Annotated in this window: 13 protein-coding genes; 7 read left to right on the top strand and 6 right to left on the bottom strand. The window is 68.7% G+C overall.

Going from position 1 to position 13,782, the window contains the following annotated elements; all coding sequences use genetic code 11:
* Together hslU and AADI75_RS11810 are read left to right on the top strand one after the other, a co-directional pair.
* The coding region (hslU, locus tag AADI75_RS11805; protein ID WP_341209220.1) for an ATP-dependent protease ATPase subunit HslU at positions 1-1,064 on the top strand (1,064 nt) is incomplete at its 5' end.
* A gap of 35 nt (positions 1,065-1,099) precedes the next feature.
* The gene (locus AADI75_RS11810; RefSeq protein ID WP_341209221.1) at positions 1,100-2,209 is read left to right on the top strand and encodes a helix-turn-helix transcriptional regulator; all 1,110 of its coding nucleotides are present in this window, start codon (positions 1,100-1,102) and stop codon (positions 2,207-2,209) included.
* Between the two features lie 562 nt (positions 2,210-2,771).
* Here AADI75_RS11810 and AADI75_RS11815 read toward each other — a convergent pair.
* The 5 genes from AADI75_RS11815 to lgt all read right to left on the bottom strand — a co-directional run bounded on the left by AADI75_RS11815 (position 2,772) and on the right by lgt (position 6,284).
* On the bottom strand, positions 2,772-2,921 hold the full coding sequence (locus AADI75_RS11815; protein WP_341209222.1) for a hypothetical protein: 150 nt from the start codon (positions 2,919-2,921) through the stop codon (positions 2,772-2,774).
* A 183-nt stretch (positions 2,922-3,104) separates the two neighbouring features.
* Positions 3,105-3,866, bottom strand: coding sequence for a peptidoglycan editing factor PgeF (gene pgeF, locus AADI75_RS11820; protein WP_341209223.1), 762 nt, complete (start codon positions 3,864-3,866; stop codon positions 3,105-3,107).
* Positions 3,863-4,378 (bottom strand): GNAT family N-acetyltransferase, encoded by a 516-nt coding sequence (locus AADI75_RS11825; RefSeq protein WP_341209224.1) that lies wholly within the window; start codon positions 4,376-4,378, stop codon positions 3,863-3,865. Before AADI75_RS11825 ends, pgeF begins: the two co-directional genes overlap by 4 nt.
* Complete coding sequence (locus tag AADI75_RS11830; RefSeq protein ID WP_341209225.1) at positions 4,375-5,397, bottom strand: SAM-dependent methyltransferase; 1,023 nt, start codon at positions 5,395-5,397, stop codon at positions 4,375-4,377. The genes AADI75_RS11825 and AADI75_RS11830 overlap by 4 nt, the downstream gene beginning before the upstream one ends.
* Positions 5,397-6,284 (bottom strand): prolipoprotein diacylglyceryl transferase, encoded by an 888-nt coding sequence (gene lgt, locus AADI75_RS11835; protein WP_341209226.1) that lies wholly within the window; start codon positions 6,282-6,284, stop codon positions 5,397-5,399. Before lgt ends, AADI75_RS11830 begins: the two co-directional genes overlap by 1 nt.
* A gap of 65 nt (positions 6,285-6,349) precedes the next feature.
* On the opposite strand from lgt, the gene AADI75_RS11840 reads away from it, so the two are divergent.
* The 5 genes from AADI75_RS11840 (at position 6,350) to phbB (ending at position 12,954) form a co-directional block, all read left to right on the top strand.
* Entirely contained in the window at positions 6,350-8,029 is a 1,680-nt protein-coding gene (locus AADI75_RS11840; RefSeq protein ID WP_341209227.1) for a class I adenylate-forming enzyme family protein, read from the top strand.
* Positions 8,030-8,204: 175 nt separating this feature from the next.
* Positions 8,205-8,561 carry a hypothetical protein gene (locus tag AADI75_RS11845; RefSeq protein ID WP_341209228.1) on the top strand — a complete coding sequence of 119 codons (357 nt, stop codon included), beginning with the start codon at positions 8,205-8,207 and terminating at the stop codon, positions 8,559-8,561.
* A 396-nt stretch (positions 8,562-8,957) separates the two neighbouring features.
* Positions 8,958-11,171 (top strand): molybdopterin cofactor-binding domain-containing protein, encoded by a 2,214-nt coding sequence (locus AADI75_RS11850; protein ID WP_341209229.1) that lies wholly within the window; start codon positions 8,958-8,960, stop codon positions 11,169-11,171.
* Entirely contained in the window at positions 11,171-12,175 is a 1,005-nt protein-coding gene (hemH, locus tag AADI75_RS11855; RefSeq protein WP_341209230.1) for a ferrochelatase, read from the top strand. Before AADI75_RS11850 ends, hemH begins: the two co-directional genes overlap by 1 nt.
* A gap of 56 nt (positions 12,176-12,231) precedes the next feature.
* Positions 12,232-12,954 (top strand): acetoacetyl-CoA reductase, encoded by a 723-nt coding sequence (gene phbB / locus AADI75_RS11860; RefSeq protein ID WP_341209231.1) that lies wholly within the window; start codon positions 12,232-12,234, stop codon positions 12,952-12,954.
* A gap of 450 nt (positions 12,955-13,404) precedes the next feature.
* On the opposite strand, the gene AADI75_RS11865 is transcribed toward phbB, so the two are convergent.
* Complete coding sequence (locus AADI75_RS11865) at positions 13,405-13,773, bottom strand: glycine zipper 2TM domain-containing protein (protein ID WP_335307534.1); 369 nt, start codon at positions 13,771-13,773, stop codon at positions 13,405-13,407.
* Positions 13,774-13,782: the final 9 nt, after the last annotated feature.

Genomic DNA, 13,782 nt, shown 5'->3' on the forward strand with positions numbered 1-13,782 from the left:
TGAAGGTCGAGGCGACCAAATTCACCGAGGTCGGCTATGTCGGCCGCGACGTCGAACAGATCGCGCGCGATCTCGTCGAGGAAGCCGTGCGGCTGGAAAAGGAACGCCGCCGCGTCGCGGTGAAGGACAAGGCCGAGGCCGCCGCGATGGACCGGCTGCTCGACGCGCTGGTCGGCAAGGATGCCAGCCAGGCGACCCGCGACAGCTTCCGCCAGCGCTTCGCCGAGGGCCATCTCGCGGACAAGGAGGTCGAGCTGGAGCTGCAACAGACCCCGCCGATGCCGTTCGAGCTGCCGGGCGGGCAGGGCTCGATGGGGATGATCAACCTCAGCGAGATGATGGGCAAGGCGTTCGGCGGCGGCCCCAAGCAGCGCCGCAAGTTACTGGTCCCCGCCGCTTGGGAGAAACTGGTCGAGGAAGAGGCCGACAAGCGGCTCGATCAGGATGAGGTCAGCCGCATCGCGCTCCAGGACGCCGAGGAGAATGGCATCGTCTTCCTCGACGAGATCGACAAGATCGCGGTCAGCGACGTGCGCGGCGGCTCGGTCAGCCGCGAAGGCGTACAGCGCGATCTGTTGCCGCTGATCGAGGGGACGACCGTCTCGACCAAATACGGCCCGATGAAGACCGACCATATCCTGTTCATCGCCTCGGGCGCCTTCCACGTCGCCAAGCCCAGCGACCTGCTGCCCGAACTTCAGGGCCGGCTGCCGATCCGCGTCGAGCTGAAGGGGCTGACCGAGGACGATTTCGTCGCGATCCTGTCCGACACGAAGGCGTCGCTGCCCGCGCAATACAAGGCGCTGATCGCGACCGAGGGCGTCGACGTCAGCTTCACCGACGACGGAATCCGCGCGATCGCGCGGATCGCGGCGGAGGTGAACGGCGAGATCGAGAATATCGGCGCGCGCCGGCTCCAGACCGTCATGGAAAAACTGCTCGAGGAGGTCAGCTTCGACGCCGAGGATCGACAGGGCGCGGCGGTGACCGTCGACGCCGCTTATGTCGAGGCGCAATTGTCGAGCGTCGCGCGCAACTCCGACTTGAGTCGCTTCGTGCTGTAACTTACACCCGCCCCCTGCAAGCGCTGGGGGGCGGTGTGAACGACGAACGCGATGCGTTGATCCACGGCGCCTATCTGGCGACGATGGACGACGGGCCGGACGGCTGGACGCCCTGGCTGGTCCGCGCATCGCACTGGGTCGGCGGCGCGGCGGGCTATCTCGCGATGGTCGACCGCGCAAAGGGCGTGCTGACGTGGAACACGATCCACCACGTCGATCCCGCGGCACCGTTACGGTACGAGGCGGACCGGATGCACCTGCTCGATCCGCAGGTGCCGGTCGTGGCGCGGCTGGAGAAGAGCCGCCTCTATCGTGACACCGACGTCCTTGACCGCGACGATCCCCAAGTCGGCACCTATCTGCGCTGGATGGAGACGCACAGCCGCACGCGCCATTTCGTCACCTCGGCCTCGGTGATCGGCAACGGTCGCTGGGTCGGCGGCTTGTCGGTCCACAACGCGCTGTCGCGCGGCGAGATCGACGACGAGCAATGGCGTCGGCTCGCCTCGCTGACCAACACGCTGGAGCAGGCGCTGACCTTTGGCGTGCTCCATGCCGAAAAGCTGCGCGAGCAATGGTGGACCGCGCGGCTCGATGCCGCGGGCGAGCCCGCCGCGCTGCTCGATGAAAGCGGCATCGTGCTGCGCGCCACGCCCGGGTTCGAGGCGGCGCTCCGCCGCGGCGACGGGCTGCGGGTGCGCGACGGCCGCCTCGCAGCAGTCGACGCGGCGAGCCAGCGTCGTCTCACCGTGCTGATCGAGCGGGCGACCGCCCCGACCGGCGTAGCCGCGGATGCGGTGCGGATCGAACGGACGGATGGTGGCCCCGGCTATCTGGTGAGCGGCTGGCCGCTGGCGAGTGAGCGCCGCGCCCTTGTTCCCGATCGCGCCGCGATGCTGATGACGCTGGTCGACCCGCTCGCCGCACCGACTCCGCCGGTGGCACTGTGGCGGGGTGCGTTCGGGCTCACCGCACGCGAGGCCGATCTGGCGGCGGCACTATTTTCTGGACGCACCCTTGATGAAGCAGCGGCGCTGCTGGGGATCAAGGTCAATACAATCCGTGTGCATTTGCGGCAGATATTCGCCAAGACCCATACTGCCCGGCAGTCCGAGCTCGTCCGTCTATTGTCCCGTTTTTCGTAAGGTGCGTGGCGCGTTGCCGGTGTTTCATGTCAACGGATGGGTCGTGTGAGCGGAAATCATTTTACAGATGACTATGCGCTGTTCTAACCGACCCTTCAGCAACGGCTTTCTAGATTAAAATGTCATATGAAGACTGGGTTCGGGTCACGCTTTCTGCGCTGGCGGCACCGTCATGTGCGGCAATCATTGCGCGAACAGACGACGTTCCTTTCTCGAGTGACGTCACCATCGGCATGAACAAAGGTCGGAGCGTGAGCATCGGCAGCGCGTTCAACCAGAAGAGGCTCGCGAACATAAACCCGCACTCGGCGTGCCGACACCGATGCTGACAAGCCTTCTCCGTCGATGGCGTCCAAGGTTCTCGACTATATCAACAACTCGCAGAAGACCTTGCCACTAACATCAAATACACGATCGTCGTCCGCACCGAGCCCCGAGTGAATTGACCAACGTCGATCAGCTTCTCGCTAAGCTATCTCACCAGTGCCCTTCCAGAGCCGACGACTCAAGCGATGATCCTGGGCGTCGGTCCGGCCGGTGCGGCGCTGCGTCAGCGCCGTGGTCAGATCAAGTTACCAGCGTAAAACAGCACCAGGATCGCGGCGACCAACAGGAACCCGAGATAATACAGCCCCCCTTTGATCGGGCGCTTCGCCTTCCGATCGAAGGTGGGTCCTTCGCTCAGTTCCTTGCTCACGATCTTGTCGACCATCGTCATTCTCCCGTACCGCCGCACCAACCGGCGGCACGGCGGAACGATCCCCCGGGGCCAAGACGCGTCGACGCGGGATCCAGGCACGGGCTCGGCACGTCGCGAAGCGCTTCCGCTCAAGATAGGGCGTGCTGCGTCGCAGGATTTCTCGATGCGTTCGGGACGCGCGATCGCGCCAACGACCTATCGTGCGGGCGCGATGATCGCGATCTGCCGCCCATAGCTCGGCTCGCCGCGGTGCGTCGCCCGGCGGTAGGAAAAGAACCGCACCTCATCGGCATAGGTATCCAGCCCCAGCGCCGCGACGCGGGTCACCCCCGCCGCCGCGAGCCGGTGGACGACGTACCCCTCCAGATCGAAGCGATGATGCCCGGTGCGCGCCTCGACGAAGAAGCGTTCGTTGGCGGCGTCGACCTCCTCGAAGCGGCGGCGAAACGCATCGTCGACCTCGTAGCTGGCGCGCGCAATGCAAGGGCCCACCGCCGCGACGATCCGCTCCGCCCGTGCGCCGCGTGCGACCATCGCGGCGACGGTCGCATCGGTGACGCCGGCCAGCGCGCCCTTCCACCCGGCGTGCGCCGCCCCGACCACGCCCGACGTGGCGTCGGCGAGCAGCACCGGCGCGCAATCCGCCGTCACCACCCCGATCGCCAGGCCGGGCCGGTCGGTGACCAACGCATCCGCCTGCGGCCGCTCGACGTACGGGGCATCGACCGTCACGCAGGTCGCGGAGTGAATCTGATACGGGGTCAGCAGGCAAGCGCCCGGCGCCACCGCGGCCAGCGCCGCGTCGCGGTTGGCGCGCACCGTCGCCTCGTCGTCGGCCGAGCCGAGCCCGACGTTGAGGCCGGCATGAATCCCGGTCGATCCGCCACCGTCACGCCCGAAGAAGCCATGCGCGACTTCCTCCAGCACGGCGGCGCGGATCGGCACCGGTGCGGTCACAGCGCGCGTCGCATCACGATGTCGGTGTCCTCATGATTGCCGACCATGAATGCATAGCGGCCGACGTCCTTGAAGTCGTATTTGGCGTAGAACCGCCGCGCGCGCTCGTTGTCGACGAACACCGATAGGTACATTTCGCGCATCCCGCGCGCGCGCGCTTCCTCCAGTGCCCATTCCATCATCTTCGGCCCCATGCCCGCGCCCTGCCACGGCTGGAGCAAATAGAATTGCCGCAGCTCGATCGCGCCCTCCGTCGGCGTGAACGGCAGCCGCGGCGGGCCGAGCTTCACATAGCCGACGACGATATGCCCTTCCTCGACCACCGCCACCGAATAGGCCGGATCGGCGATCTCGCGCGCCCAATCCTCGGGCGTATGCTGTTCGAGGAAGGTGGCGAGGTCGGCCGCGGAATAAAGCATTCCGAACGTCTCGGTGAAGGTCGCGCGCGCGACGCCGGCCAGATCGGCGGCATCCTTCGCGGTCGCGCGGCGCATGGTGGCGCGCCGGGTCATGCCCCGAACCCCGCCGGTCGCGGCCAGTTTGGATGTGTCAGTGCGATCACCTTGAACAACTCCCCCATGTCGTCCACCAGCCGGCGGCGGTCGCCGGCCACTCTCTCGCCCAGCGCCGCGGCGCGCTGGTCGATCCCCAGGGCGCGCAGGAACGCGCCTTGCGCGGTCGTTCCGAACGTCGCCGCGCCCGATGCGCGCGCCACCAGTCGTAGCGTCGCCATATCGACGTGCGCGGTCAGGTCCTGGTCGCCCGGCGCCTCGAACGGATTGGCATAGGCGTGGCCGCGCACCGCCTGCAACGTGTCGCCCACCGCCGGACCGTCATAGCCGTAATCGATTACGAGCGCCACGCCGCCCTGTGCGACGATCCGCGCCGACAGGTCGCCCATGATCGCGACGCTGGCGGGCGAGGTCTCGACGATCGCGCCCGACGCGGCGGACGCCAGCGCGGGCGGGATGATCGTATCGGGCACGCTGGTCCCCGCGATCGGCAGGAACAACGTGTCCTGGCACGCCACCAGCCGCTCGTGCCACGTCTCGCCACGCTTGACGAGCTGGCGGATCGGCAGCGCGTCGAAGAATTCGTTGGCGATCACGATCAACGGCACGTCTTCGGGCAGCGTCGTGATCGAATCGTGCCACGTCGCGTCCGGCACGCGAACGGCCTGCGCCGCACGCATCGTCGCGCTGGTCTCGACGAAATGCACCGCCGGGGACAGCCCCGCATGCGCCAACACGCGCAGCGCATCGGCGCTCAGCGTTCCGCGCCCCGGCCCCAGCTCGACCCACGCCACCGCCGGCTGCCCGGCGCGATCCCACAAGTCCGCCGCCCACGCGCCGATCAGCTCGCCGAACATCTGGCTGATCTCTGGCGCGGTCGTGAAGTCGCCGCCCGCGCCGAGCGGATCGCGGGTCGCATAATAATGCGTGTTGGTCGCCGCCATGAACTGGCTGATCGGGATCGGCCCGCCCAGCGCGATGGCGCGCGCCAGTCGCTCGGCAAGCAGAGCTTCGGTCATCAGGCGACCGCATCCGGGCCGGCGATCGGCTCGACCCGCACCCGCCGCCGTGGCGCGGTCAGGATCAGGAACAGCCCCGCGACGATCATCGGCACGCACAGCCACTGGCCCATGTGCAGCCCGGTCGCTTCCGCGAACTGGCGCAACTGCGCGTCGGGCTCGCGGAAGAATTCGGCGGTGAACCGCGCCAGCCCATAGCCGGCCAGGAACAGGCCGACCAGTTTGCCTGGCTGATACCGCGCATCGGTGCGCCAGAAGAAGAACCACAGCAAGGCGAACAGCAGGATGCCCTCCAGCCCCGCCTCATACAGCTGGCTCGGGTGCCGCGCCGGCTCGGGCACGCCGAACGGCATCGTCCGCTCGAACACGATCGCCCACGGCACGTCGGCGGGCTTGCCCCACAATTCGCCGTTCACGAAATTGGCGAGACGCCCGAAGAACAGCCCGAACGGCACGCAGCACGCGACATAGTCATGCACGCGCAGCCAGTTGAGTCCATGCTTGCGCGCGAACCAGATCAGCCCCAGCGAGGTGCCGATCACCCCGCCGTGGAACGACATGCCGCCGTCCCACAGCCGCAGGATCGACAGCGGCCGCGTCAGCATCTCGGGCGCGTAGAACAGCACGTAACCGATCCGCCCGCCCAGGATGATCCCCAGCGTCGCGTAGAACACCAGATCGTCGGCATGCCGACGCGCCATCGGCGCGCCCGGCTGGTCGAGCAGCTTGAGCAGATACCACCAGCCGATGACGATTCCGGCGATGTACGCCAGGCTGTACCACCGCAGCGTGAACACCCCGATCGAGAAGACGTCGGGATGCAGCCCCAGATCGGAAAAATGTATGTGGCTTGCCGCTACGGCAGCCGTGAGCGCGGGCAGGATCAAGGCTTTCCCCTCGTGAATCGCGCCTCCATAAGGGGCGAATAAGACAAACCCAAGCGGAGAGAGTGATGCGGACCGAGCTTGACGCACGCATGGATGCCACGATGGCGGCCTTGACGGGGGAGGGCGGTCCGCTCGCATTGGGATCGATTGCGCGATTTGGCCGCACGCTGCCGTGCATCGCCACTGCGCCGCCGACGCTCCCAGCCTATTTCGCGCATTTCTGCGCCGAGCATCGCGACAAGACCTTCCTCGTTTGCGGCGACGAGCGGCTGACCTTCGGGCAGGCGTATGACGCGGCGACCCGCGTCGCCCACGCTCTGGTCGACGCACATGGCGTCCAGCCGGGTGACCGCGTCGCGATCGCGGCGCGCAACTCGGCGGCGTGGATTGTCCTCTACATGGGGATCGTCATGGCCGGCGGCGTCGCGACACTGCTCAACGGCTGGTGGCAGGCCGAGGAACTGGCCGCCGCGGTGGCAGAATCGACGCCGCGGCTCATCCTCGCTGATCCGCCGCGCGTACAGCGGCTGGCCGGCAGCAGCGTCCCCGTCCAGCCGTTCGACGATACGCTCCCGCTCGAACAGGCGCTCGAGGCGCTGCTCGCGCATCCGGGGGGCGCGGTGCTGCCGACGGTCGGCGCTGACGATCATGCGACGATCCTGTTCACCTCGGGCTCGACCGGCCGTGCGCGCGGCGCGCTCTCGACGCACTTCCAGGTCGTGCAGGGCACCTTCAACTTCCTCGCCTCGGCGATGATGATGCTCGCGATTTCCACGCAAGACGGCAAGCCGATGGCGGCGCAGCCCGCGACGTTGCTCAACGTGCCGCTGTTCCACGTCACCGCGATGGTGCCGACCTTCCTCCAGAGCTTTGCGATGGGACGCAAGCTGGTGCTGATGTCGCGCTGGGACGCCGAGGAGGCGATGCGACTGATCGAGCGCGAGAAGGTCACGTATTTCGTCGGCGTGCCGTTGATGAGCCTGGAAATGCTCAACCATCCGCGCCGCGACGCCTATGATCTGTCGACCGTCACCGACTTTGCGGCCGGCGGCGCGCCGCGCCCGGTCGAGCATGTCCGTCGGCTCGATGCCGAGCTGCCCGGCTCGCCGCTGATCGGTTACGGCCTTACCGAAACCAATGCGGTCGGCGCGGGCAATTGGCGCAGCAATTATCTCGCCAAGCCCGCCTCGACCGGGCGCGCCTCCGCGCCGCTCGTCGAGTTCGCGATCCTTGATGACAAAGGGCAGCAGGTGCGGCTCGGCGGCGTCGGCGAAATCGGCATCCGCTCGGCCGCGTGCTTCGAGGGCTATTGGGGCCGCCCCGCCGACACCGCGGCCTGCTACACCAGCGACGGCTTCTTCCGCACCGGCGACCTCGGCTATCTCGACACCGACGGCTATCTGTTCATCGTCGACCGCAAGAAGGACATCATCATCCGCGGCGGCGAGAACATCAGCTGTCAGGAGGTCGAGGCGGCGCTCTACACGCACGGCGCGGTCGCCGAAGCGGCGGTGTTCGGGCTGGCGGACGAGCGACTCGGCGAAGTGCCGTGCGCGGTCGTCCACCTCTCCGACCCGGACGCCACCAGCGGCGCGGAGCTGATCGCGTTCCTCGGCGCGCATCTCGCCGCCTTCAAGGTGCCGCAGCGGCTGTGGCTCAGCCCCGGTCCCTTGCCGCGGCTGGGCACCGAGAAGATCGACAAGGTGTCCCTGCGACAGCATTACGCGGCGTTGATCGACGCCTAATTTCGCTCCGGATGGCCGGCTCGGCGCTGCAACCGCAAATACGCCGTTGCGCAATTTTCCGTGCGTTTCGGCATCGGCAACCACATTTTATGTTGCAGGCGCACAAAAACGCTTGTCGCCTGTGACTGCCTGTCATAGCCTTGTCATGACAGGAGGCATTATGCGCGCGTCATTCATGTATCCGGTTCTCGCTGGTACGCTGACGTTCGCCGCGTTTTGGCTGTTGCGCACCGTCGGCATCGTCGCATTGGCCGACTGGCGCATGATGCTGATCGCGGTCTGCTACGGCTATCTGCTCAGCCGGCTCGGCCCGCTGCTCACTGCGCTGGCGGTGTGGCGGCGGCGGCGGATGCTCAAGCCGCCGGTTCTGCCCCCTGTCCTGCCGCCCTCAGATGCGCCGTTCGGCGATACCTCGGGCAAGGTGGTGTCGATCCGCGACGCCCGCCGCGAACCGGCCGAGCCGCATGCCGTGCCGTACGGCCCCTGGGCGCAGAACGTCCTGCCGCTGGAGCGGGCGCGCGGACGAAAGTAGCGGCGGGCTCGCTCCCGGCCCTGCCTGTTCCCGTCATGCACCGTGCGCCTTTCACGATCACCCGTACCGGGCGATCGAGGTTCAGGAATCGGTTGGATAGCCGTAGCGTGGTTCCGGCCGGCACCGCGCCGGTCAGCGTGATCGTCTGCCCGCTGACGCTGGCGACGATCATGTCGCTGCGCTCCGCGCGCTCGGCCTCGGCGTCGGCCATCGGCGTGGCGAGCAATAGGGTAGGGGCAACGGCGGACAGGCTTGATATGCAACGCACTATGTTCGCCTAGCGCGTCGCGGCGGTACGTCGACACACCCTTGCGCACGGTCCATAGCCCGGATCGGCGATCCATCGGCGCGACAAGCCCCTTCCGCCGCGCCGCCGCGCCCGCTACGCCGCCCGGCATGGCGGAGATCACGCGGCGCAGGCTTCTCGTTTCCGGTGGCATCGGCGCGGGGCTGGTCGTGGCATGGGCGGCGTGGCCGCGCACCTATCTGCCCAACCTCCCCGCCGCCCCTGACGAGCGGGTCTTCAGCGCCTTCCTGAAGATCGCGCGCGACGGCAAGATCATCGTCGCGGTCCCGCAATGCGAACATGGCCAGGGCGTGTTCACGACGCTGCCGCAAATCGTGGCCGACGAACTCGGCGCGGACTGGCGGACAATCGGAGTCGAGGCCGCGCCGGTGTCGCCGCGCTACGCCAACTCGCTCGCCGCCGACTGGTTGTTCGGCGATGGGTTTGCGGGCGTCCCCGAACGGCTGCGTGACGAGCATTGGACCCGCGAGGCGCTGATGCTCACCGCCGGCTCGACCTCGGTACGCCGGTTCGAGGCGCCGCTGCGCGACGCGGGCGCGGCGGCGCGCGTGCTGCTGTGTCAGGCGGCCGCGCAGCGCTGGGACGCAGACTGGCGCGACTGCACCACCGCGGACGGCTTCGTCGTCCTCGGCAACCGGCGGCTCCGCTTCGGCGAGCTGGCGGAGGCCGCGGCGTCGGGCAGTTTGCCCGCCGAACTGCCGTACCGGATCGGCGACGAAGGCCGGCTGACCGGTGAATCGTTGCCGCGGCTCGACGTGCCCGCGAAGGTCGATGGCTCGGCCAATTTCGTCGCCGACGTCCGCCTGCCCGACATGGTGTTCGCAAGTATCCGCCAGGCCCCGCACCGCGACGCGCGGCTACGATCGGCGAACGTCGCCGCGGCCGAGCGGGTGCCGGGGCTGCTCCACGTCGTCCGCAACGATCGCTGGATCGCCGCCGTCGCGAACAACTGGTGGGCCGCCAATCGCGCGCTGACCGCGCTCGCGCCACGCTTCGAAGGGCCGGTCCTGCCCGACGACGCCGCGATCGACCGGGCGCTTACCGCGGCGCTCGATGCCGACGGCCACCGCATCGCCCGCACCGGCGACGTCGACGGCGTCTTCGCCGGCGCGCGGCTGGTCGAGGCCGAATATCACGTCGCCCCCGCGCTCCACGCCGCAGTCGAGCCGCCCGCCGCGACCGCGCACTGGCAGAACGAGCGGCTGGAGCTATGGGCCGCGACGCAGGCGCCATCGCTGGCGCGCGCGGCGGCGGCGCGCGCGATCGGCGTGGCGGCGGCGCAGGTGATCCTCCACCCGATGCTCAGCGGCGGATCGTTCGGCGCGGCGCTGGAAGTCGACGTCGTCGAGCAGGCCGCGATCCTCGCTAAGGAGCTGCGCCGCCCCGTGCAACTCGCCTGGTCGCGTGGCGAGGCGTTGCTCCACGACCGCGTGCGCCCACCCGCGCGGGCGCGGATGGCGGCGCGGCTCGCCTCCAACGGCGCGATCCTCGGCTGGCGCGCCCGGATCGCGGTGCCGGCGACCGGGCGCGACCTGGCCGCCCGGCTGCTGCCCGACGATCCGCTGCGCCGTCTCGCCTCCGCGCTCCCGGCCGGCGCGGACGGCTATGCGACGAGCGGCGCGGTGCCGCCCTATCGCCTCGGCGCGTCGGAGGTCTGGCACCATCCGGTCGCGCTCGACCTGCCGACCGGGCATTTGCGCGGCGGGGCGGACGGCTACACCGCCTTCTTCACCGAATGCTTCCTCGACGAACTGGCGCGCGTCGCCGGAACCGAGCCGATGTCGTACCGGGTCGGGCTGCTCGGCGGCGAGCTGCGGCTGGCGCGCTGCCTGACGACGGTGGCGGCGCTCGGTGGGTGGAGCGGCGGCGTGCCGGGCAGCGGACAGGGGATCGCCTGCCACCGCATGGCCGGCAGCATGATCGCGGTGCTCGCCGAGGCCGGGTTCGACGGCGCGGGCCGTTCGCGTGTCGACCGGCTCGTCGCGGCGGTCGATTGCGGCCGCGCGATCAACCCCGACATCATCCGCCAGCAGATCGAGGGCGGGCTGATCTTCGGCACGGCGACGACGCAAGGGGCGGCGGCGCACTATCGAAATGGGCTGGCGACCATCCGCCGCTATGGCGACGTCGCTCTCCCGACACTCGCCGACGCGCCCGACGTCACCGTCGAGCTGATCACCTCGACCGCCGACCCCGGCGGCATCAGCGATCTCGGCATTCCCGCTGTCGCCCCCGCGATCGCCAATGCGCTGTTCGCCGCCGGCGGAACGCGGTGGCGCCACTTGCCGTTCAGAGGTGCGTGATGCTTCCCCCCGACCACCCCGCCATTCCAAAGCCGCGCATCGGCGTGCTGCTGGTCAATCTCGGCACCCCCGATGCGGCGGACACGCGCGCGGTGCGTCGCTACCTCGCGGAGTTCCTGTCGGATCGCCGCGTCGTCGAGATCCCGAAATTGCTGTGGCAGCCGATCCTGCGCGGCGCGATCCTCACCACCCGGCCGAAGAAATCGGCGCATGCCTATCAACAGGTCTGGACCGACCAGGGCTCGCCGCTGGCGGCGGTGACCCGCGCGCAGGCAACGGCGCTCAAGGATGCCTTCGGTCCGCAGGTGCTGGTCGATTGGGCGATGCGCTACGGCAATCCCGCGATCGGCGACCGATTGCGCGCGATGAAGGAGGCGGGGTGCGAACGCATCCTGCTCGCGCCGCTCTATCCGCAATATTGCGCCGCCACGACGGCAACTGCCAACGACAAGGCGTTTCTTGCGCTGGCCGACATGCGCTGGCAGCCGGCGATCCGCACGCTGCCGCCGTACTACGACGATCCTGCCTATATCGACGCGCTCGCCCGCAACCTTACCGAGCAGCTGGCGACCCTCGATTTCGCACCCGATACGATCGTCGCCAGCTTCCACGGCATGCCGCAGCGGACGCTGGAGCGCGGCGACCCCTATCATTGCCATTGCCGCAAGACCGCGCGGCTGCTCGGCGATGCGCTTGGGCGTCCGCTGACGGTCGCCTTCCAGTCGCGCTTCGGCCGCGCCAAATGGCTGGAGCCCGCCACCGACACGACGCTGGAGGCGATGCCCGCGCAGGGCATCCGCAAGGTCGCGATCCTCGCGCCCGGCTTCTCCGCCGATTGCCTCGAGACGCTGGAGGAACTGGCGATCCGCGGGCGCGAGAGCTTCGTGGCCGCCGGCGGCACGCATTTTGCCTATCTGCCGTGCCTGAACGACAGCCTGGACGGAGTCGCGATGCTGCGCACGTTACTGGCGCGTGAACTTGAAGGGTGGGTCACCCCCGCCTAGGCTGATGTGGATTTGGGATACCGCCTCATTCCGGGCGGGTGACGGGAGAGGATGTTATGGCACGTGTGGCGATCGTCACAGGGGGGACGCGCGGCATCGGCGAGGCGATCAGCGTTGCCCTGAAGAACGCAGGAATGACGGTCGCGGCCAATTATGCCGGCAATGACGAGCGCGCGCGGGAGTTCACCGAGCGGACCGGCATCGCCGCCTACAAGTGGGACGTGGCGGATTACGACGCCTGTCAGGAAGGCTGCGCGACGGTCGCCGCCGAGTTGGGGCCGGTCGACGTGCTGGTCAACAATGCCGGCATCACCCGCGACGGCACGATCCTGAAGATGACCTACCAGATGTGGAAAGAGGTCATGGACACCAACCTCGGCGGGTGTTTCAACATGGCCAAGGCGGTGTTCCCGGGCATGCGTGACCGCAAATGGGGTCGCATCGTCAACATCGGCTCCATCAACGGCCAGGCCGGGCAATATGGACAGGTGAACTATGCCGCGGCGAAAAGCGGCATCCACGGCTTCACCAAGGCGCTGTCGCAGGAAGGCGCGCGCGCCGGGGTGACCGTCAACGCGATCGCGCCGGGCTATATCGACACCGACATGGTCGCCGCGGTGCCCGCCGACGTGCTGGAGAAGATCGTCGCCAAGATCCCCGTCGGCCGGCTCGGTCAGGCGCAGGAGATCGCGCGCGGCGTCGCGTTCCTGTGTTCGGAAGAGGCCGGCTTCGTGACCGGGTCGACGCTGAGCATCAACGGCGGGCAGCATATGTACTGACGGGCGCAGGCCCGCGCCCCGCGGGCCGGTGCGCCACGGCGCAGCGCCCGGCACGGCCGGCGGGTCGGCCCCGCGCCGACCCGACCGACGACGCGGGCTTCGCCCGCGGCGGGCTCGCGAAACACGGTACACGTAACGCGCGTCCCTCCACCGGCCTTCCTCCACCATTCGTGCTGAGCCTGTCGAAGCACGTGGTCCGGGCACGCCCTTCGACAAGCTCAGGGCGAACGGCGGGAAGGGGCACCCACCTGTGCAGTTCGGACGCTTACCCAGAAATAACGCGAGCCCGGCACCTTTCGGCACCGGGCTCGCGCCCTCATACGCTACGCGAGGGAAGGGTTAGACGACGGCAGAGCCGTCGTCGGCCGGATCGGCGCTGCCGATCCGCCGGCCGTGTCGCTGGCGGCGCTTTGCGCCCCGGTCGGGAGCGTGGCTCCCGACCTGCCAGCGTCAGCGGCAATACCGCGGGTTGTTCGACTTCTCGACCGCGTTCCCCGCGACCGCGCCGCCGACACCGCCCAGCACCGTGCCGAGCGTCCGGTCACCGCGCGAGTCGATCACGCGGCCGAGCAGACCGCCGGCGATCGCGCCGACCACCGTGCCGGTGGTGCCGTTCGAGCAGCGGCGATTGTAATTGTAGCGACGGTCGTTGCCGCGATAGCCGCGCCGGTCGTAGTCGCGACGATCGTAATAACCACGATTGTCGTCGTAGCGGCTGTAGCGGTCGCCGTAATAACGCTGGGCGTCGGCGGCAGTCGGGGCCACGGCGGCGGCGCCCATCGCGAGCGCGGCACCGGCAAGGGCGAGATTCTTGAACATGAGCAGTCT

Origin of the sequence: uncultured Sphingomonas sp. (assembly GCF_964021865.1) — a bacterium.
GTDB lineage: Bacteria > Pseudomonadota > Alphaproteobacteria > Sphingomonadales > Sphingomonadaceae > Sphingomonas.

Bases quoted from the DNA above. Each gene is read 5' to 3' on its own strand.
- AADI75_RS11815 (WP_341209222.1), bottom strand. From the start codon at position 2,921: ATGGTCGACAAGATCGTGAGCAAGGAACTGAGCGAAGGACCCACCTTC.
- AADI75_RS11825 (WP_341209224.1), bottom strand. From the start codon at position 4,378: ATGACCCGGCGCGCCACCATGCGCCGCGCGACCGCGAAGGATGCCGCC.
- AADI75_RS11830 (WP_341209225.1), bottom strand. From the start codon at position 5,397: ATGACCGAAGCTCTGCTTGCCGAGCGACTGGCGCGCGCCATCGCGCTG.
- AADI75_RS11840 (WP_341209227.1), top strand. From the start codon at position 6,350: ATGCGGACCGAGCTTGACGCACGCATGGATGCCACGATGGCGGCCTTG.
- AADI75_RS11845 (WP_341209228.1), top strand. From the start codon at position 8,205: ATGTATCCGGTTCTCGCTGGTACGCTGACGTTCGCCGCGTTTTGGCTG.
- AADI75_RS11850 (WP_341209229.1), top strand. From the start codon at position 8,958: ATGGCGGAGATCACGCGGCGCAGGCTTCTCGTTTCCGGTGGCATCGGC.
- hemH (WP_341209230.1), top strand. From the start codon at position 11,171: ATGCTTCCCCCCGACCACCCCGCCATTCCAAAGCCGCGCATCGGCGTG.
- phbB (WP_341209231.1), top strand. From the start codon at position 12,232: ATGGCACGTGTGGCGATCGTCACAGGGGGGACGCGCGGCATCGGCGAG.
- AADI75_RS11865 (WP_335307534.1), bottom strand. From the start codon at position 13,773: ATGTTCAAGAATCTCGCCCTTGCCGGTGCCGCGCTCGCGATGGGCGCC.